Source organism: Nitrosospira sp. Nsp1, from assembly GCF_900100985.1.
In the GTDB taxonomy this organism is placed as follows: domain Bacteria; phylum Pseudomonadota; class Gammaproteobacteria; order Burkholderiales; family Nitrosomonadaceae; genus Nitrosospira.
On the sequence record NZ_FMUF01000003.1, the window covers coordinates 88,328 to 107,433 of the forward strand.

Consider the following 19,106-nt stretch of genomic DNA (forward strand, 5'->3'; position numbering starts at 1 on the left):
GGATCGTTGTAGTAGTTCATCCGGGGTGAGAGCCGTTGCTACAATAAAGAATCGCAAGATTCTGTATCCGAAAGCCCAGTGGAGAACCTGCTGGGCTTTCTCTATTTCCGAAAGCATTTCTGTATTAAAACTATAGAAACCAAACATCGCACATGCGCAGCCGCAGGCAATGGCACGTGCGTTACGAATGAGAAAAATGGAGGCTCGCAATTGTTACACGTCATTGCCCCGATGAACTCAACGGCGGCTTTCTGGAAACGCAACCTTCTGGCACATAGTAGGAGTTGTACGCTCGAACCCTCGGAATTTTTCTGATGCTGGTAGAAACAGGAAAAATCAATTTTAGCTAATATAGAAAGCGAGATCCTACGCAACTTTTAACTTTTGTGACGTTTGTTTAAACGCACCCTGTTACCCTACTTTTCTTATAATCCAAGTAGTCAGGCCAAGATCGACGGCATATTCGGCAATCACCTCTGGCCTAATTAGGGTGACATTTTTTTCAATAAACACTTATCAATGTCTGGTGTGGTAAACAATGAAGACTCGTGCGTCGCCAGTCACTCCAATCAGTCCGGCCGTAATCTTTCCCGTTGTGTTTTGATCTAGACTCGATTTTACTTGCACGAGTGCCCGCTCACCTGTCAGCGGAAGCCCCAGCTCAAGGTTAGTGGCGTGCTGCGTTCCGCTTGTGGCGCTCACACGCCGCCAACCACCTTGTATCATTACCAGTTCAACGAGAAGCTCGAAATCTTTCTGACAATCGGCAGGCTCCTTTGGGTCCACATGGGCGTACATCTGTGCCAGGGATGGTGCTGGATCGGAACACATCCGCCAACTTAAACATTAGTGCTTATTGCTGAGTAAACCAATTGGACTTAGGTACACCTATCGCTGAGTGTGGGTATTGGTGTTAGGACCCAATGGAACGTAAAACCCGGTTAAGGTACCTTGGTGGCGAGCAGAAGACGCGACACGGTAGCGGGAGAACGAATAGTCTGGCAGCCTCCGCCGCGTTCTTCTGTCCAGACCTGACCAGACGCATGATCTCCTGCTGCTGGTGTGTCTTGAGTTTTGGGCGTCGTCCACCGACGTCTTTCCTTGTGCGCGGTCTCCAGGCCATTGCAAGTGCGCTCGCGCAACATGGCCCGCTCGAATTCGGCAAAGGTACCTCCATTCACACATGTCTGAATAGCAGCCGTAAGCGGTTCGATAGCAGCCTTCAGGAGCTTCATTCCTGGAGATAGGTTATCCTCCCCACATTGAGCGAGAGCTTCTCTGTATTTCCTGATACCAAGTCCGAGGGATTCTTCTTCAAGTTCTTTCTGTTTTTCAACCTTATCTGTCATGATTACTTTTCCTTTAGCAGAAGTTTTAGGCGAAAAGAAAGGCACCCTCCCGCGATGAGAAGGGTGCCTACTGGAGACACTACTGGTGATACTTAACGGTTACTTAAGGGGATACTTTAAGATAACTAAAGATAGATATTTCACTCTGCGAGGTTTTAGAGGGGTTTTAGGTCAATTTTGTGACCTAAAATACTATACACCGCACTTCCAGCCAGTGGGAGTGATAGTATAACTTATTGATAATTATATGAAAGTGGTGGCTCCCCGATCAGGTCTCACTGCGAACCAAAAAAGTAGAGGTTGAGTTTCCTGCTCGGTTCATAAGAAAGGCAGCATAACGGCGTTATGTCGCCGGAATCCTCCCTGTTTCTGACTTGCCATGATACGCGATACTGCGGAGCATGGCCATAGACCGTAGCAAGCCCCTTTCCGAGATCACCTTTTACTGCCGTCCGTGCTATCGCACTTTTAAGGCAGCGCCGGCGCGGGTGGAAGATGCGCCGGATCTAGATCATCATCCGTATCTCTATCATAGCGAATGCCCGCATTGCAGGAGTGAATGCGAGCAGGTTGGATGGGAGCGGGGGCTGCTGAAGGCCTGGGCAAACGCCACGGGGCCGCGAACTCATGAAGGGAAGGCAGCGACAGCTGCTAATCTGGAAGGTCACCCTACCAAGGAAGAATCGCTACGCACGCGGTTCAATGCAATGAAACACGGCTTGGCGGCACGGACGGCTACATATTTCCCGTCCAAGCCTGATGGTTATGCATTCTGCTCGACGTGCGATGTCGATCGCGTTTACTGTGCCTCACAACCGGCCTGCGTCAAAAAAACCGAGTTGTTCATGTTGCATCACGCAGCCTTCGATCAGCGCAATCCCAAGCATTTGATGGGCATTTACTCCGACCTGCAAGCATCTGTCTTTGCATTGGTTCAGCAAATCATTCAGACCATCGTCGCGGATGGCGTAAAGGTTGAAAAACTTGTGTGGAAGCACGACCCAGACGGCACTCCGCAGGTTGTTGAGTATTTTGACGAACAAGGAAACAGGCGACTCCTGCGCGATGATGTCCAGGCGCATCCGCTACTAAAGCAACTTGGCGAATTACTCACACGAAGTGGGTTATCGCTGGCAGATATGGGCATGACTCAGAAACTCATCGAGGCCGAGGACAACGAGATCGGCCGTCTGGCCCACGAAAAAGAGAGCCAGGAAGGTGTGGATGCATTCCGGCAGCGCACGGTCCAGTTACTCGAGTCGATGGCTGAAAAGGTTATGCGAGCCAATAAGCAGACCGATACCGATCCGATACTGGTCGAGTACCAGCAGGAGAGTGGAAAGTGATCGAAATGCGCTGCACCATCCATAATGTTCGATTCGCTTTCGATCACGATTATGCTGATAAGAATGACTTCCTGATCGAATGTCCCGTCTGTTTGAATAGAGATTTATTGCGCGAAAAAAAGGCGCGGGAGCAGGCGGAACAGCATCGTGATCTATTACTTCAAGCAATAGACTTGAAACGGACATTGGTTCCAAATTTATGACTCGCATCAGCGCTAGCGAGAGAGTGCGGGTCGCTTATCGGTCCGAGCAGGAGATATTGCGTTACAAGGATGATCACCTGCTATGGCATAAGCATGTGCATAACGTCGAGCTGGATCCCGTCCAGGTGTTGAAGTGCATGGAGATGGATAAACACCCGAACACCATCGACGTTTCATGCCGGCGCACTGGCAAGACGGCTGTGAAAGAGCTACACGCACTCAAGCACAACGCAACCGCGCCGGCGCAGGAGCTGGGGATCGTGGCACCGCGGCTGCAGCAGGCCCAGGGAAACCTTAACTACCATACCGATGCCATCCGCCGTTCGCCGATGCTGCGCGGGTATATTGCGCACAAAAGCGGACGTGAGCAGCTCTCGGATACCAAATATCAGTTTGTGAATGGCTCCAAAGCTAGCGCCTACGGAATCATGAGCCAGATCGATGGCGATGCGATCAGCTATGCATCGATCGAGGAAATCGACGATATGCCGGCAGACCGGCTGTTGTCGCGTTTTCTGCCGATGCTGGGCGGCGCCAGGCGTATGGGGGCGGATAAAGGTGTTTCGTTCAAGCCCCAGATCCGTGTCACCGGCGTTTTCAAGGGTGCCGACGTGCTGCAGCAGCTGATCGACTCCAAGCAATATCACCTGTTGCCGATCGTGAACGTCTATCTCGGGATAGAGATGGGTATCCTCAACGAAGCATTCATGCGGGAAATGCGGATGCAGCTGCCCGAGGGGGAATTTATCAGGCAATTCTTGTGCAAAAATGTATCCGCGCAGAATCACATTTGGGAAAAATTCATCCGCAAGGCCATGTCGGTCGGGCTCCAGGCGCGGCTGCAAATTGCCGAGCCAATGCCCGGGGCTCGCTACAAGAAGAGAGGTCTATTGTCCTTTGGCTACGATCACAGCGGCCACGGTGAGAGTCTGTCCGCGTCGAAATCGAGCCTGGTGGTATCCGAGCAGATTGGCAACTATGTGACCTTCCCTTTCGTGAAATCGTGGCCGGCCGGTACGGATGATAAAGTGGTGGAAATGGATCTGCTTGGCTTTTGGGAGTACTTCCGGCCAGATTACGCCATGGGTGACGCCTATGGATTGGGTATGCTGACCAGCTTGAACGATCGCCTGTTTACGCGTGGACTGACTGATATCGATCGCCGTACGATCGGCGACGGACAAAGTACCGCTACCACCTGGGCTCAGTGGCCATTCGCCCCGATCCGGTTCGAGGGCATGATCAAGCATGGCATGGCCACCGCTCTGCGTGCCGCATTCCATAACGGGCAAGCTGCAATTCCGTATTTCGATGACAGCCGCGATATCGCCACGGCCAAAGAATCCGCAAACGTAGTCTGGCTCCCCGGAAGTACTGCTACTGCACTCTCGGGCCCGCCTGACTGGGTGGCATTCGTGCGCCAGTTGGGCAACATCAAGTCGGTACCCACAAAAGGCAGCTATGCCAGTTACAAGATGGCGAACGGCAAGCTGGGGGACGATCTTTTTGATGGAGCATGCGCCAGCGTGTGGGCACTGGTAACGCGCGGTGCGGAGGATGTGCCGACCGTGATCGGGTACCGCACCCAATCTCGCGATCAATTGCTGGGAAACCCGCCATTACTGGAGGCGACGGGATGAATGAGTACGCTCGTGCAACGGGCAGAGAATTACGCTCGCCGGAGGCACTCTCTCACCAAAACGAGGAAAAACAGCGGGCATTGCGACCGCTTAGCGAGTTGGAACAGGCGCATGCCGCGGAAAATCGCAGATTGGTCCGCACCCATATGCCGGAACTGATCCCCGAAATCAGGGAACTGGCGGAACTGGGCTTGATCGATGGCTGGCGGAATGTCATGTCGATAGAAATACTCAAAAAAGGTACGTCATGAATCTTTTGTCCAGACTTTTCCCGCGGCTCGTGAAACAGGATACCGCGCTCCCGCAGGAAACTGCCGCCAACACCTCAACCACAAGTGAGAAAGGCCGGCGCCCTACTCCGGAAGACCAGATCAAATACCTCTATCGGTTGATGTGGGTGGATCCCGATCTGCGCCAGGCGATTCTGGATGTACGGGAGATGGATCGGCTCGATGGTCGCGTAAAGCGCATTCACAGCCGTATCGCACGCGACACGATCAAGGGCGGGCTGATCATGCAGCAGGCGCAATCCAGCGATACGCTGGCGCGGCAATGGGACGATTTCCAACGCCGTCTGCAGCTCAATCGGGTTGAGAAACTGAAATCAGACGCGCGCGGGCTGGTAATGGAGGGGAACCTGCCGATACAGTGGGTGCTGGACACAGAATTTAATGTGGTGGCAGGTGTGCGCATGCCCTCGGAAACGATCCTGCCCAATATCACAGAGGCCGGGCGTTTCAAGGATGTAAAAAAAGCTTACATACAGTTTGATGTTATGACCGGTACCGAACTTGCGGCATTCCCGCTGTGGCAATTGTTTCATGCTCGCTTTGACCCGGACAACTTCGACGACCTAGGCAGCCTTGGCCGCCCCTTCCTCGATGCTACGCGTACCACCTGGCGTAAGCTCAATATGACGGAAGAAGACCTGGTGATTCGGCGCCGCACACGGGCGCCCTTGCGCCTGGGGCACGTGCTGAAAGGCGCGTCTCAAGATGACATCGAGAAGTATCGCGCCCAGGTGGAAAAAGACCAGCACGAAATTACGACCGACTATTACATGAACAAGGAAGGCGGCGTATCAGCGGTACAGGGTGATGCCAACCTCGACCATGTCCGCGATATTGTTCATCTGCTTGATACGTTCTTCGCCGGGTCGCCGCTGCCAAAAGGGATGATGGGTTATACGGACGGCATGGCTCGGGATATCCTCGAGGACCTGAAACGCGACTATTACGACGAGGTGGACGTGCTGCAGGACACGCTTTCTTTTGGCTATGAGGCGGGTTTCCGGCTGCATTTACTGCTGAAGGGCATCAATCCCGATGCCGAGGATTTCACCGTCACTTTTGCCGAGAGGCGCACTGAAACCGCGACGCAAACGACTGATCGTGGCCTCAAGCTGAAAGCCTTGGGGCTACCTCAAGGAATGGTCTGGGAAGAACTGGGGTACGATCCAGCTTATGTCGAGCAACGCCGCGAGTGGGAAGCGAAGAATTATGATCCGTATCCAGAAGCAGGCGGCGGGGCAAATCCTGCGAAAGTCAGCATCACCCCAGGCAATGGGCGTAAAGGTGAGAGTGCGACGGATATTAACAATTGAGTGACGATGCCAAGGTTCAAGCCGCAGTCAAACGCGCAACGCTGCACGCACAGCGCGCAATGAATAAGCTCGATGCGGAAACGCTGAAGGAATTGCAGCAGCTCTATCAGCAGGCCGCCGCCGACCTTGGTCAGCGCATTGCCGCCGCTGGCGGGGGCGATGGCAATGTCGCGCTGACACAGCTGCAGGATGTGCTGGCGCAAATAAATGACAGGCTCAGAGCGTTATCCGCCGCGCGCGATGCCCTGCTGAATAACGGACTAGAGAATGCTGCACGTTTCGGCACGCTACCGTTGACTACTGCCGGTACCGGTGTGCAGTCCAAGGCGTTATTGAGCTCGGCCGCAGCAATGCGCGTTTCCGAGGAGTCGCTGCGCTTCGTGCACGCTTTTGTCGCAGCCGATGGTTTGCAACTTTCAGACAGGATATGGCGGCTGGACCGTCATGCCCGGGATACGGTAACCAATGCCATCGAGATGGCGGTGATCCAGGGCCATGGTGCGGTACAGGCGGCACGTGAATTGCTGATGCGCGGTCAGTCAGTGCCGGGTGAGCTTGCGGATAAAATGAACGCGGCCAGTAGCGCTGGCATCAGCAAGGCCGTGTCGGGTGCGCTGACAGGAAGCGGCAGTCCCATGGATAACGCGATGCGGCTGATGCGCACCGAGATCAACCGTGCGCATGGGGAGGCATATATCGCTGGAGTGCTCGATCATCCTCACGCTGCCGGCGTGCGATTCCTGCTCTCCCCAGCCCATCCGGAGCCGGATATCTGCGATCTGCACGCAACGGCAAATCTCTACGGCTTGGGACCGGGTGTTTATCCGGACCGGGAAACGTGTCCATGGCCGGCACATCCGAATACACTCTCTTACGTCGAAGTGGTTTTTAAAGATGAGATCACTGATGCAGACCGAGCCGGGAAGGAAACCCCCCTGGAAGCGCTGGCCAGGCTGACACCCGAACAACGCAAGGGCGTGCTGGGCGTGAAGAAGGCGGAAGCTTTCGAGAAGAAATAATTCAGTAAAAAACGCATCAAGTAGAAAATCTCTTCTATCCACATTTTCGGTGGATAACTCTGTGGATCACGTCCCGACGGCCAATGTCCTCAAGGCTCAAGCGTGACGAGCGTTTTCTGTACGCCGAAACCCTCCCTGTTTATGTCTTGCGTTATGGCTGAGTATCCCGTTCAGTCCACCGCGGGCAGTCTGAAAAAGGCCTGCTCACCCTCCTTCTGATTGCCTGCGGCATGGACTCTATGAGAGGTCAGCATGCCGCCAAAAATTATCCTATTGTCTGAAAACCGCTCCGGCACAGTGCGATTCCTGTCCGGGCTCCATGTGACGCTGGAGGAAGGAAAAACGACGAGCTGGGTGACGGTGACGCGCACTGGCAATTTCCGCGATCCGCGTTATGGCGAGTTCGAGATCAGCCGCCGCATGTTGGGGCAGATTGTCGAGAACTTCGATAAGCGGGTGTACGGACAGGACATTTTCTATGACGTTGCCCACCGGCCCGATAACGGCGCGGCAGGCAAGGTGCTGCAACTGAAGCTGGAAGGCGACAGGTTGCGGGCACAGGTGGAATGGACGCCTTACGGCATAGAGTCCATCAAGGGCAAGGGCTACGCCTACAGCTCGATCGAATACCACGAGAACTTCCAGGACAACGAGAGCGGGAAACAGCATGGCGCCGTAATGATGGGCGCAGGCCTGGTGACGCGTCCGTGCATCAAGCATCTCGATCCTATCCGGTTATCCGAAACCAGCGGGGACGATGTGCCCACGCTGATTCACCCCGAACTGCAGACCACACTATTACAGGAGATTCACACCATGCATAAGAAATTGTCCGACATGTTGAGCCTTGCGCTTGCCGCCATTGTTGTCTTGTCGGAACCGATGCGCGCCCAGCTGCTCAGTGCATTCGAGGTGGCCGTGCAGCCTATGACCGATGAGGTAAAGGCCAAGCAGCTGATGGATGCCTTTGCCAACTCCGGCAAACAGTTGGGCGAGCAGATTGCTGCCGCCGGCGGCAGCGTTAAAGATATCAAGCTGCTCATCGAGGCGCCGAACCTATCCACGGGGTTAACCGCCGATGATGTAAAAAGACTGATGGCTGAAGAGGCCACGCGTCAAGCCGATGAAACCAAGAAATTGAGCGATAAACGCGATGGCAATATCAAGCTGCTCACCGACACGATCAATTCTGTAACCGCCCTGAGCGACGACAGCAAGAAGGAGCTTATCGCGGCTGCGACTGACCTGGTCACGCCGGAGATGAGTCTTGTTCAGGTGAGAAAATTGGCCGATTTTCAGATTGCACACGGCAATAAGCTGGAGGTCGCCAAGAAGCTCACGGGCATGGGCTTTCAACTCCCCGCCGGCAATGTGCACATCAGTGTGGAATCGGGCAACGAAGTGAAAGCCTTGCAGGAGTCTGTCGATAAGCGCCTCGGTCTGGTGAGCCTGTCCCCCACCCGCCGTTTCTCAAACACAGGCGGCCAATTGCAGACCGCAAACAAGGATTTCGCCGAGAAGGTCCTTCATGAATTCGATGTCGCCAATGCCCGGCAGTTACATACCGAACACAAACACCTGGCGGCGGGAGATGGCCTCGTTTCCGACGTGGCCGTGCCGGCGATATTCGAGCGCACCGTTATCCGCGAGGCGCTCTATAACATGATCGGCCTGCAGTTCGTGAATGTGGGCACCCTGCCCTTTTCGGGCTCAGCGTTGATTCCCTACAGCTACCGCGACACGACTGCCGCCGGAATCAACAGCACTCGGGTGTATGAAGGCGGATCCATTCCGCGCGCCGGGGTAAAGCAAACCAGCGAGACTGCCTACCCTATTCCTCAGAAAATCTCCTTCGAGGTGAGCGACGAACTGCGTTATTTGACCAGCAATGGCCAGCTCGACTGGGATGCCGTATCGGAAAATGCGCGCAATGCTTCGCGCATCATCAGTGAAGACGGCGAACGCCTTATCTTCAACGAAATCCTGAACGCCTCCGATCAGTACGCCTCTACCGACGTGGCCAATGAGGCGGTCGGTACCGGGAATGGCAGCAAGAGCATCTGGCCGTTGGCGCAATTCCCGGTTGTGCGCCCGAAGAAGGTTTATGACCTGCAAGGCAACCAGGTCGGCAGCACTATCTACCCGATCACCATCAAGGTCAACAGCGTCACGCTCAATGAGTATGACTTCACCGGGACCCAGGGCGCAGGCACCTACTGGTGGCTGGACTACAACCTGGGCGAGATCCACTTCGTGAACCAGCTCGGCGCCGTAGCGAACGTGACGAGCACGCATGCCATAGTGGCAAGCTATAGCTACACCACCAATGTGTATAAATTCGACACCGATCAGGGATCCGTGGCAACGGATCTGTTCTGGGACAGCTTTCTCTACCGGTACGGTTTGCGCAAGAACGTGATCGAGTCCGACCGCTACCACATGGCGAATTTCGGCTTGATGAGCGGGACCATCCGCACTCAGATCGAGCAGGCGCGCAGCTTCATCGAATCCGGCAAGCGTACCGGCACCGATCTGGACGGCGAAGGTAACCTGGGAAGGGTCAAGGATGTGCCCAATTTCCGCACCACCGCGCCGGGCCTCGCGATGGGCGATCAACGGATCGTCATCGGCGAGCGTGGGCAAACACGTTACCGGATGATGAAACCCTGGGCCATGGGGCAATTACAGGACCAGCGCGATTCGAACGGACGTTTCACGGGCAAGAAGGAAGCGTATGGCGACCAGTTCGTGGTGCTGCATACGCCGACGCAGCTGAAAGCGGCCTATACCTCGATCGCGCTGTTCAGCACCACAGCTCGGGTATCCCGGTAACAGATAACCAATCAGCATAAGCCCGGCAGCTGCCGGGTTTTTCAGTCAAACAACATGTGAGGCGTGATGAAACTACCCGTACATAACAGCACCGGCATGCCGATTTATGTCGGCGCCGCCATGGTCTTGCCGGGCGAGACCCGGCATTTCGACGAGCATGAAGTACCCAGCCATTTGCGGCCGGAAAAAGCCGCCGCGGAAAATGTCGCTCCGGAGCCGGGGAATCCCCTGGTCGAGCTGCTGCAACTGAAAGTCGACGATGTGAAAGCGGCACTGCCCGCTTTGACCGATACCGAGCTCGAGCTGCTAGGCGAGCTTGAGCAGCTCAGCGGCACACCACGCAAGGGTGTGCTGGGTGCGGTAGCGGAAGAAGTCCTGAAACGCGCAGAGGCTAAACCCTGATGCCGGAAATTATGTCCCGCGCGGAGCTGATCGCGGACCTGTCCGAAAGCCTGCATGACGCATCCAGTATTTTCGCGGCTGAGAATGGCGGGGACTTTCGCCGTCATCTTGACGCCGCCGCGCAGGATATGGGCCGCGTGCGCCCCCGCACGCTGCTGGGAATCATCACATTGGTGGCCGACCAGGAAGCCTATGAAGCGCCGGCGGATATCCAGATTTTCAAATCCGCATTGTGGGGGGTCAGCCGCACGGCCCGCCCGTGGGAAAGATCGTGGACCGGACGCCTGCCCGATGTGCGCCTGGCGATGAACGGCAATACACCGGAGATGCATCTGCTGCCGGCACCCACCGCCCCCCAGATCAGCGTGCTGGGGTCTGCATACAAATTTTATTACTTTGCCGCACATAGCGTTTCCGCCGATGCGGCGCAGACAACCATCGTGCATGGCGATCGCGGTCTGCTGCTGCTGCGGGCCCAGGCGGAGGCCATGCGTGAGCTTGCAGTGCGCAACGTAAGTAAACCGGTGTCGATGCGGGACGGGATCTCGGGCGGCACCCGTAACGGCTCACCCACTTATTTGTTCGAAGCTCTCATGAAAGAGTTCGAATCCAGAATCCAGTAAATACGGAGACACGAAAATGTCTGCATGGACTAATTACGCTGAAAACAAGATCATCGATGCGGTGTTCCGCGGACAAGCATTAGGGGCCCCGGCGACCTGGTATATAGGCCTGGTCAAGACAGACCCGGGCGAAGCGGGCGGCGGCACGGAGGTGAGCGGCGGCAGTTATGCACGCGTATCCGTCGCAGCCAGCCTGGCCAACTGGGCAGGGACACAATCCGCGGGCAGTACGGTCGCGAGCAGCGGAGCGGGTGGAACGACGAGCAACAATGTCCTCATCCAGTATCCGGCACCGACAGCGGACTGGGGGCAGGCCACACACCTAGCGCTTTTCGACGCGCTTACAGGCGGCAATGCGTGGGTCTATTCGCCTCTCACTACTCCGAAGACCATCAATAACGGCGACTCCGCACCCAGTTTTGCAATCAGCGCACTCACCTTCCAAGTCGACAACTGATGGAACTATTCCTGAAGAGAAACCACGGAACGACAGGCTATACAGCGGGCCGGCTGTACCAACTCAATCAATTCGAGTGCTATACGCTGGAAGATCAGGAGCGGCCGCACAAGATTCCCGGTGAAACCGCCATCCCGACCGGGAAATATCAGGTCGTAGTGACTTTCTCCAACCGGTTCCAGAAGCCGCTGCCGCTGCTGCTCGCGGTGCCCGGCTTTTCCGGTGTGCGCATCCACTCCGGCAACACAGCGGCGGATACCGAAGGCTGCATTCTGGTCGGGGCAAACGACGGCAATCCAGGTGATGGATGGCTGGGCCGCTCACGCGAAGCATTCACCGCCCTGTTTGCAAAAATTCAGGCGGCAATCGCTGCCGGCGAGAAGGTGTGGATCACGATTACGTGATGGGTATAGATACCAGCAAACATATCCGGCTAGGGAAAGGGCTCACGGCGGAGTTCATGGAAGGCACCGTGATCCTGATCCGCGTCCATGAAGATCCTGACAAAATCCCCGGCGATATCACTGAAACCGTCATCGCGCACCAGCCTGGGGGAGGCGATTTTCAAATTGCGGATACCGACGACGCGCAGGCGCGGTTCCTCGTGCACGAAGATAAATCCGGCAATCGAGAAAAGAAAGCATACACGGGCGGGATGGGAACGTTCGGGCAGCGCCGAGTCATCAGGCAGTTTCTGGAGCAAATCAATATGGGTGGTAGCAAGGTCAATCGTGCAAAGAACCAAGGGGAAATATAACCATGGCTATCCTCGATGAAATTCTAGCGCTTCCGACGGAACTGCGAGCGGAGCAGGACACACAGAAAATTGCAGACGCACTACCGCTGCGGATAACGCGAGAAAAAACCGAGATCGGGAAAGGCACCCTGCTCGAGGTATTGGGGCAGGATCTCGGAAATCTGCTCTGCGATTTTGTAGACGCTGACGCGGAATTCCGGCACGTCAAGCATCTGCTCGCAAACGGCTGGCTGGACATATCGCTGGATTCCGTTCGCGCCGGACTTGATGCGATTGCTGCGGGCAATGTTATGGCGGGCTTCGCCCAGGCGCATGCAGATGCGATCAAGGTACTGGCGGAGCGCTCCAGTCCGGTGGACGAATTCGAGGTGCGTAAGTTGTGCTGGTCCGACGATGGCCAGTGGCTGGTGTAGGAGATCAGAATGGCGCTCACAAAAACACCGCGAACAATCGTGGCAAATCAATCCTTGGCTGCCGCTGCAGCTCCGCTGCGCGGCGCAATCGATCTTAATGGGGCGCAAGGGCCAAGTCGCCTCACCATCAAAATCGTTAACGGCGGGACAGGGCCGACCACACAATGCACGGCGCGGGTGTTGATAGCGCACAAAACTAGTTTGCCCGCATTAGGGGCCGCAGGAACAGACTGGAAAACCCATTTTCCGCCTGTCGGACCTGGTGTTGCCATTAACGCCGTTGGTGAGTGGTCTTACCCAATCGGGCGGCAGATCATGTGCCTGGAGGTCGAATTTATCGCGCCGACCGGTCAGGCTGTGACAGTTGAGGCATTCCTCTCCGAATACACCAGCGGGGCTTAATTGGAGCGACTTAATTATCAGCCGCTGTACCCCGCCCGGTTAGATAGGTCCCATGATATCGGGGCCAGGACGTACTTTGCGCTCATCGCTGACAAGGCTCCAACCGAGCTTTGTACGGGCACTTTGCCCGGCGGAACCGCAGGCAGCGTGACGGTAACCAAACACGGCAACGGTTTTCTGCCGGCGACTTCGCCCGCAACCTGGGCAGTGGCGATTCCGGAACTTGATACGGTGGCATCGGGAGACTTTACCGTCAACTGGTATGGTGTAGTCCGTACAAACGTACAGGGAATATTGCTCAATTCGGTCGGACCTACCTACGGCTGGTTTTTTTATATCGCCGCAGCGGGAGCAAATGCAATTCAGCTGCAGATGTTTCACAAGTGGCGCGGCTTTGCCATCGCATCTAATGTTTCTACGGTCGATAAAGCATTACATGCGCTGGGCGCCCGATTCGATGCGACCTCGGGGGAGGTGCAGTTTTTTGTGGACGGCGCCCGTGCTGGCGCACCGATATGGTGGGGATCGGAAGGTGGCGCCATCGGGCCCTCACAAACCTTCGGTATGTACGACGATTCCGGGGGCGCCGCACCGCAGCAAATGATTACAGTGCAAGCGGTAAATGGCATGCTTAGCGATGAGCAAATGCGTGCCTGGGCGGAGAATCCGTGGATTGCATTCGAGCCCGAAGATGATGATATCAATAGCACAGCGGCGAGCGCCGACGCTGCTGTGCTTGAGGGAAACGCTCAGGCAACAGCTTCTGCAACCGGCACGCTGGCCACGCAGATCCAGCTCGCGGGTACGGCACAATCCCAAGCTGCGGCATCGGCATCGTTGACAGCTCAAATCAGCCTTTCCGCTGATGCCGTGTCGATCTCAACAGCTAATGGTGTGCTGACAGCGCAGATCAAGCTATCGGCGAGCGCGCTGTCACAGGCAATATCTAGCGCCGCCCTTTCCAGCGGGATCAATCTGTCAGCCTCCGCTGTGGCCGAGGCGTCCGCTGATGGAATGCTGGACACGATCATCCAACTGATCGGTACCGCCGTCGCCACCGCATCAGCCAGTGGTGACCTGAGTACGGGGATATCCGGCGCGCTCGAAGCCCATGCCGTTGCTTCGGCTACCGCATCCGGGAATTTGACTGCGCAGATCCTCCTGGGGGCCATCGCTGTTGCCCAGCCAAGCGCTTCCGTCGACCTGACCAGCAGCATCAACCTTGAGGCTACCACGCGGGCCGTCGCGGTAACCAATGCCGCGCTCAGCGTTTCCATCCAATTAACCGCCACCGCTATTGCGCAGGCTATCGCTACCGGTAGCCTGACGGCACAGATCCAGCTTTCAGGATGTGCAGTCGCCCAAGCACTGGCAACGGCGGCACTGGATGCGCAAGTCGAGCTATCGAGTAACCCGCGCTACATGGCGCACGGGCGCAAGCGCAACGGCGTGTCAGCCGCCAGCCGGCGCGGATATACCGCAGGCATCACCATCCACTAAGGGGCAGCATGTTCGCATCCAAAGACCCGGAAGAAAGCATTGTCCTGACATTCGATTTCTCGGCTGTCGCCGCCACGGTCGCGAATCCACAGATCAGCATCGAGGTCATTTCCGGCGCGGATCCCGATGCGCAAGCCATGCGATCTGGCTCTCCGCAGGTTGACGGCAGCAAGGTGCTACAGCTGGTGGTCGGCGGCGTGGATGGGGTGGATTATCACCTGCGCTGTGAAGGCGAATCCGGTGCTGAGAAACTGGTTATTGGCGTGTCGCTTCGGGTCAGGAAGAGGTAAGCGTTGACATTCACCACTGACTTACCTTAATCTACTCCTGCCCGTGAAAACGGGTGGAGCTCTAAACTCCATTAATGCACAGGCGGACCCTCGCCCCACACCCGTTAGTTGTGGATTTTTTTCGCCCAGAGTTCGCTCCTCCATGGTGAAAAAACGATTTCAATGGCCGGGTGTGAGGCTAATACAAGACCCGTAAGGGGAATACGCCCGCTGCACCCTGTGCGCAGTTTAGAGCCCCCGGCCGCCCTTCGGGGCAATTGACTCTAAATCAAGCTACAGGAGAAACACCATGACTGAAGTTACCCCTTTCCACTGGGGCGAGATCGCCCTTTCCGAAGCCGTTTTCATCGACGGTGCGCCGCACGCAACCAAAACCGCCATCGGCGAGTGGCTTGAATATGCCGACCCGAGAGATGCGGTAAACAAAATTCTGGAGCGAAATTCCTACATCGAAGCGCACTCAACCGCCGTCAAGTTGACGGCAGTTGACGGCAAAAAACGCGACACAACTGTATATCACCCCATCGGTTTTCTGCTGATCGTGATGGAGTCCGGCCAGCCGAAAGCACAGGCGATGAAACAGGCGGTCGCGGAATTCGTCTGGCACTTTGCCGGGCCGCGCCGGATGAGTTTCAAGGAACGGACCGAGTTGCTGAAGCTCTCCCGCGTGTTGCTCAACGATCTGGCGAAAACCCGTGATGCATTCGTGCAGGGCGGGTTGGTCACGCACCTGCGCGAAGTGCACCTGGCGCTGGGGCAACCGCTGCCGAATATCGCCATGCTGGGCAAGGATGCCGCCCAGCTTCCGTTGAAGGGGGTGTGACATGCCCATCACCACCCCCCAACGGGCGCTAGACCTGACCTATGCGCCACTGAGACAGGCCACCCATGCAATGGAATCCCTGATGCAGATGCTCTCAGGGGCAAACAATGATCTCAACCCGGAGAACCTGTACTGGCTGATATTGCCGATACAGGAGGCGGTAACGTCGGCGCTGGATGAACTCACCGCCGGACTGCCGCCCAAGCCTGTCGAATCCGAGAAGCACTAGCAGCAACATTCACACCAAACCCCGCTCCGGCGGGGTTTTTTATTGCGCCGGAATCCTCCCTGTTTCTGGCTTGCCCTTCTGAGTAAATTGGCGCGCAGTGATTCCACCGGCGCGCCATGCATATCCAATTCAAAGTCAGCAGCAAAGAAGCCCAGGCCGCTTTTGCGCTAGCGCCCGAGGCGATGGAGCGCAACCTCGAAGTGTTCCTGTCGCGGGGCGCGCAGGATGTTGCGCGCGATGCACGGTCCCGTGCCCCTAAACTCTTTTCCACGCTGACGAATTCGATCATGGCTGCGCGGGTCGGGCCATTGCACTGGCGCGTTTCGCCTTCCGTAAATTATGCGGTCTACGCAGAGGAAGGCACCGGGCCCGCCGCCGGCCAAGCACGCTATTACCCGAATCCGGATAGCCTGCTGCAGTATCTTCGCCTTGCCCCATCGTACCGGCGTTTCAAGTTGGGCCCGCGAGATAGCCGCAAGCGTGGCGAGCAGGAACTCGATTTGTGGTTCAGGGCGCGTCAAATGGCTTGGGCGATCTACACCAAGGGTACCAAGGCCCAGCCCTTCATGCGCCCGGCGGCTAATGCGATGCAAAGCCGTGTTTTCGCACTGCTGAACGAGGGTGTCGATGCGGGATTGCGCGAGGTATTCGCCGCATGAGCGCGCTCTCTACCAGAATGAATGCCATCCAGGCTGCGCTGGCCGCGATGGTTCCCGCACGCATCGTGACCCGCAGTTTGAAGGATTTCGCATCCCGGCCATTGAGCGAACTGAAAGAGGGAATCTATACCGTGCTGTCGGCCAGCGAAGGTGGTTACAGCCACTACCTGGGCGGCATGACGCGCGACGGCGAACATCGGGTGCTGGTGGTCGGGCAGATCGCGGTTGCGGAAACCTCGGAGCCTTCGGCAACCGAAGACGCGGAAGGCTTGATGATCGATGAAATCAAGGCGTTTACCCGCGCGCTGCCGCCTGAATTGGGATCGTTGACATTGACCGATTGGCGGCAGAGCCAGCAGCTCGACCATCCCTATGGCTGGGTCACCTTTGATATGACATTGAGGGAAGGCTAGCCATGAAGTGGCGCGGGCTGATCATGGACCCCTGCACTGGCCACGTTTCGCACACGAAACTGTGGGCGAACGTGGCATACCTGACGGCGACCGGTGCATTCTGCGTTGCAGCCTGGCAGGGAACGCTGACGCCCGATGTCTGGCTCATCTACCTGGGCGTAGTCGGGGCGCATACCGCTGCTTCAAAGCTGATCGGGCTGAAATATGCGGCACCTGTGCTATCACCCTCGGCGCCGGTTTCGCCCGATCCGGAAACCACACCCGCAACAGGGGTAAATTAACCGATGGATATCGTTATATCGCTGATCGTGCGCATCGTTTTGCCGCTGCTGGTGGTGCTGGTGCTGTGCGTCTGGAGCTATAGCACAGGCGTATCGCACGAATCGAACAAGCGCGATGCGCATGAGCTCATCTTGCGGGAAAAGGCGGACGACGCTTATGACGCTGCCGCCCAAGCGGCGCGCAACCATGCTATTGCATCGATCGAATGGAAGCGCAAAGCCGAGAGTTTTTACCGCAAATGGCAGGAGAAACTGAACAATGTCGACGATACCCGCTTATCCGAATGCATCACGCCAGGGACTCCGGCGAAAGATGAGAATCCCGCTCCTGCTGGTTGCCTGCTTAGCCCTGCTTGGGTCGGGCTGTACAACGACGCCTGGCACCCGGACGGCTTGCCCGCCGATTCCGGCGGAGCTGCTGCAATATCCGGCGGAACCGCTGCAGCTACGCCCCGCGAAGCGCTTGTCAACGTCCGCGCCAACGCCGGACTCTGCGCCGACGACCGGCAGCGGCAGCGGGAACTGATCGACTATCTGCATGAGCTCGAGGCTGGCCGTGCCCGACCGACTGATTAGGGTGGTATCTATGTGGGGAGATTCGCTGCTGCTGGCTGCGCTGGCGTTTTTTGGCGCGTCGTTTGCCGGGTTGGCGACGCAACTGCGCTCGGGCAACGCGCTCACCCGCCGCGCGGTGGCATCGGCAATGCTCAACAGCGGCCTCATCGGTTCGATCATCGCGCTGCTGGGCTATCGCACCTTCGCCGAGGATCTGCCCTACCTCATGGGCATGTCGCTGCTCGCAGGCATCGGCGGCGCAACAATTCTTGATTTCGCCCTGCTGCTGCTCAAGCGGCGCATGGGCATCATCATCCGCATCGAACAAGATAAAGGAGAGTAAACAGCATGGCTCGATACGCCCGTAACTCAATCATACTCGCCAAGATCGAGACGACGCCGGGGGTAGATGCCGTCCCGACCGGCGCTGCCAATGCGATTCTGGTAAGCAACCTGAGCATCAATCCGCTCAACGCCAACAATGTGCCGCGTGACCTGATCCGGCCTTATTTTGGCGGCTCCGAGCAGCTGGTGGGCTCCGCCAGCGTGGAAGTGCAATTCGACGTGGAAATATCGGGTTCGGGCACGGCGGGCACCGCCCCGGCATGGGGGCCGCTGCTGCGCGCCAGTGCCTTCCTGGAAACCGAAACCGCTGCGGCACGGGTGGAATACACCCCTATCACCGTCAACCAGGAGTCTCTCACGGTCTATTATCATGATGACGGCGTGCTGCATAAGCTGCTCATGGCGAAGGGAGATTTCACCATGAAGATGGGCATTGGCGAGCGCCCGGTATTCTCGTTCAAGTTCACGGGACTGGACGGCGGCGTAACCGCCGTATCCAACCCCTCCCCCACTCTCACGCCTTTCAAGAAGCCGCTGGTGATCACCGACCCGAATACGGGCGATATCCTGCTCGGGTGCACATACGCGACGGGCGCGCTGACGGGAGGATCATCCTTTCCCTCGCGCGGGCTGGAAATCACCATGGGCAACGCAGTGGTGTATACGCCGCTGCTCGGGGGCGAATCTATCGATATCACCAACCGCGAGCCGTCAGGCAAGGCGCAATTCGACCTCAGCGCCGCGGAAGAGGTTACGTTCATGGGCGACATCAAGACAAACAATACCCAGAGCATCGGCTTCATCCACGGGACCACGGCAGGCAACAAGATACTGGTGCACGCCCCTGTGTGCCAGCTCATCAACCCCAGCAAGCAGGAGCTGAACGGCCGGCGGCTGTTCGGCTGCGACCTGCGCATCATGCCCTCTGCCGGTAATGACGATTTGCGCATCGTAACGTTTTAAAG

At 57.0% G+C, this 19,106-nt stretch carries 26 protein-coding genes; 24 read left to right on the forward strand and 2 right to left on the reverse strand.

Annotation, left to right across the window (positions count from 1 at the left end):
- Positions 1–516: 516 nt before the first annotated feature.
- Positions 517–831, reverse strand: a complete 315-nt coding sequence (locus tag BLP78_RS02585) for a hypothetical protein (protein ID WP_143002871.1) — start codon at positions 829–831, stop codon at positions 517–519.
- A gap of 110 nt (positions 832–941) precedes the next feature.
- Positions 942–1,349: a hypothetical protein gene (locus BLP78_RS15475; protein WP_176752759.1), complete on the reverse strand. Its 408-nt coding sequence runs from the start codon at positions 1,347–1,349 to the stop codon at positions 942–944.
- A gap of 401 nt (positions 1,350–1,750) precedes the next feature.
- Between BLP78_RS15475 and BLP78_RS02595 the strand changes: the two genes are divergently transcribed.
- The 24 genes from BLP78_RS02595 to BLP78_RS02710 all read left to right on the forward strand — a co-directional run bounded on the left by BLP78_RS02595 (position 1,751) and on the right by BLP78_RS02710 (position 19,104).
- Complete coding sequence (locus tag BLP78_RS02595; protein ID WP_090456188.1) at positions 1,751–2,695, forward strand: hypothetical protein; 945 nt, start codon at positions 1,751–1,753, stop codon at positions 2,693–2,695.
- Positions 2,692–2,898 (forward strand): hypothetical protein, encoded by a 207-nt coding sequence (locus BLP78_RS02600; protein WP_090456190.1) that lies wholly within the window; start codon positions 2,692–2,694, stop codon positions 2,896–2,898. The genes BLP78_RS02595 and BLP78_RS02600 overlap by 4 nt, the downstream gene beginning before the upstream one ends.
- A complete protein-coding gene (locus BLP78_RS02605) occupies positions 2,895–4,538 on the forward strand; it encodes a hypothetical protein (protein WP_090456192.1) in 1,644 nt (547 codons plus the stop codon). Before BLP78_RS02600 ends, BLP78_RS02605 begins: the two co-directional genes overlap by 4 nt.
- Positions 4,535–4,789, forward strand: a complete 255-nt coding sequence (locus BLP78_RS02610; protein WP_090456194.1) for a hypothetical protein — start codon at positions 4,535–4,537, stop codon at positions 4,787–4,789. The genes BLP78_RS02605 and BLP78_RS02610 overlap by 4 nt, the downstream gene beginning before the upstream one ends.
- Positions 4,786–6,141, forward strand: a complete 1,356-nt coding sequence (locus tag BLP78_RS02615) for a hypothetical protein (protein WP_090456196.1) — start codon at positions 4,786–4,788, stop codon at positions 6,139–6,141. The genes BLP78_RS02610 and BLP78_RS02615 overlap by 4 nt, the downstream gene beginning before the upstream one ends.
- The gene (locus BLP78_RS02620; protein WP_090456198.1) at positions 6,138–7,160 is read left to right on the forward strand and encodes a hypothetical protein; all 1,023 of its coding nucleotides are present in this window, start codon (positions 6,138–6,140) and stop codon (positions 7,158–7,160) included. Before BLP78_RS02615 ends, BLP78_RS02620 begins: the two co-directional genes overlap by 4 nt.
- Before the next feature lie 252 nt (positions 7,161–7,412).
- A complete protein-coding gene (locus tag BLP78_RS02625; RefSeq protein WP_090456200.1) occupies positions 7,413–9,992 on the forward strand; it encodes a phage protease in 2,580 nt (859 codons plus the stop codon).
- 66 nt (positions 9,993–10,058) lie between these two features.
- Positions 10,059–10,394, forward strand: a complete 336-nt coding sequence (locus tag BLP78_RS02630) for a hypothetical protein (RefSeq protein ID WP_090456202.1) — start codon at positions 10,059–10,061, stop codon at positions 10,392–10,394.
- Positions 10,394–11,017 (forward strand): hypothetical protein, encoded by a 624-nt coding sequence (locus tag BLP78_RS02635; RefSeq protein ID WP_090456204.1) that lies wholly within the window; start codon positions 10,394–10,396, stop codon positions 11,015–11,017. The genes BLP78_RS02630 and BLP78_RS02635 overlap by 1 nt, the downstream gene beginning before the upstream one ends.
- A gap of 16 nt (positions 11,018–11,033) precedes the next feature.
- The gene (locus BLP78_RS02640; RefSeq protein ID WP_090456206.1) at positions 11,034–11,474 is read left to right on the forward strand and encodes a phage tail fiber protein; all 441 of its coding nucleotides are present in this window, start codon (positions 11,034–11,036) and stop codon (positions 11,472–11,474) included.
- Positions 11,474–11,878, forward strand: coding sequence for a DUF5675 family protein (locus BLP78_RS02645; protein WP_090456208.1), 405 nt, complete (start codon positions 11,474–11,476; stop codon positions 11,876–11,878). The genes BLP78_RS02640 and BLP78_RS02645 overlap by 1 nt, the downstream gene beginning before the upstream one ends.
- Positions 11,860–12,231 carry a hypothetical protein gene (locus tag BLP78_RS02650; protein ID WP_143002872.1) on the forward strand — a complete coding sequence of 124 codons (372 nt, stop codon included), beginning with the start codon at positions 11,860–11,862 and terminating at the stop codon, positions 12,229–12,231. Before BLP78_RS02645 ends, BLP78_RS02650 begins: the two co-directional genes overlap by 19 nt.
- A 2-nt stretch (positions 12,232–12,233) precedes the next feature.
- Positions 12,234–12,644, forward strand: coding sequence for a F0F1 ATP synthase subunit epsilon (locus BLP78_RS02655; RefSeq protein ID WP_090456214.1), 411 nt, complete (start codon positions 12,234–12,236; stop codon positions 12,642–12,644).
- A 9-nt stretch (positions 12,645–12,653) separates the two neighbouring features.
- Complete coding sequence (locus BLP78_RS02660) at positions 12,654–13,046, forward strand: hypothetical protein (protein ID WP_090456216.1); 393 nt, start codon at positions 12,654–12,656, stop codon at positions 13,044–13,046.
- Between the two features lie 147 nt (positions 13,047–13,193).
- A complete protein-coding gene (locus tag BLP78_RS02665; RefSeq protein WP_143002873.1) occupies positions 13,194–14,546 on the forward strand; it encodes a hypothetical protein in 1,353 nt (450 codons plus the stop codon).
- Positions 14,547–14,554: 8 nt separating this feature from the next.
- The gene (locus BLP78_RS02670) at positions 14,555–14,836 is read left to right on the forward strand and encodes a hypothetical protein (RefSeq protein ID WP_090456222.1); all 282 of its coding nucleotides are present in this window, start codon (positions 14,555–14,557) and stop codon (positions 14,834–14,836) included.
- 289 nt (positions 14,837–15,125) lie between these two features.
- The gene (locus BLP78_RS02675; RefSeq protein ID WP_090456224.1) at positions 15,126–15,659 is read left to right on the forward strand and encodes a BRO-N domain-containing protein; all 534 of its coding nucleotides are present in this window, start codon (positions 15,126–15,128) and stop codon (positions 15,657–15,659) included.
- Position 15,660: 1 nt separating this feature from the next.
- Positions 15,661–15,888, forward strand: coding sequence for a hypothetical protein (locus BLP78_RS02680; protein WP_090456227.1), 228 nt, complete (start codon positions 15,661–15,663; stop codon positions 15,886–15,888).
- Positions 15,889–16,004: 116 nt separating this feature from the next.
- On the forward strand, positions 16,005–16,547 hold the full coding sequence (locus BLP78_RS02685) for a hypothetical protein (RefSeq protein WP_090456230.1): 543 nt from the start codon (positions 16,005–16,007) through the stop codon (positions 16,545–16,547).
- A complete protein-coding gene (locus BLP78_RS02690) occupies positions 16,544–16,960 on the forward strand; it encodes a hypothetical protein (protein WP_090456232.1) in 417 nt (138 codons plus the stop codon). The genes BLP78_RS02685 and BLP78_RS02690 overlap by 4 nt, the downstream gene beginning before the upstream one ends.
- Before the next feature lie 2 nt (positions 16,961–16,962).
- Positions 16,963–17,241 (forward strand): hypothetical protein, encoded by a 279-nt coding sequence (locus tag BLP78_RS15480; RefSeq protein ID WP_176752760.1) that lies wholly within the window; start codon positions 16,963–16,965, stop codon positions 17,239–17,241.
- 3 nt (positions 17,242–17,244) lie between these two features.
- On the forward strand, positions 17,245–17,817 hold the full coding sequence (locus tag BLP78_RS02700) for a hypothetical protein (protein ID WP_090456234.1): 573 nt from the start codon (positions 17,245–17,247) through the stop codon (positions 17,815–17,817).
- Positions 17,818–17,827: 10 nt separating this feature from the next.
- Positions 17,828–18,139, forward strand: coding sequence for a hypothetical protein (locus BLP78_RS02705; RefSeq protein WP_090456236.1), 312 nt, complete (start codon positions 17,828–17,830; stop codon positions 18,137–18,139).
- 5 nt (positions 18,140–18,144) lie between these two features.
- Positions 18,145–19,104: a phage tail tube protein gene (locus BLP78_RS02710; RefSeq protein ID WP_090456238.1), complete on the forward strand. Its 960-nt coding sequence runs from the start codon at positions 18,145–18,147 to the stop codon at positions 19,102–19,104.
- The last annotated feature ends 2 nt before the right edge of the window (positions 19,105–19,106 follow it).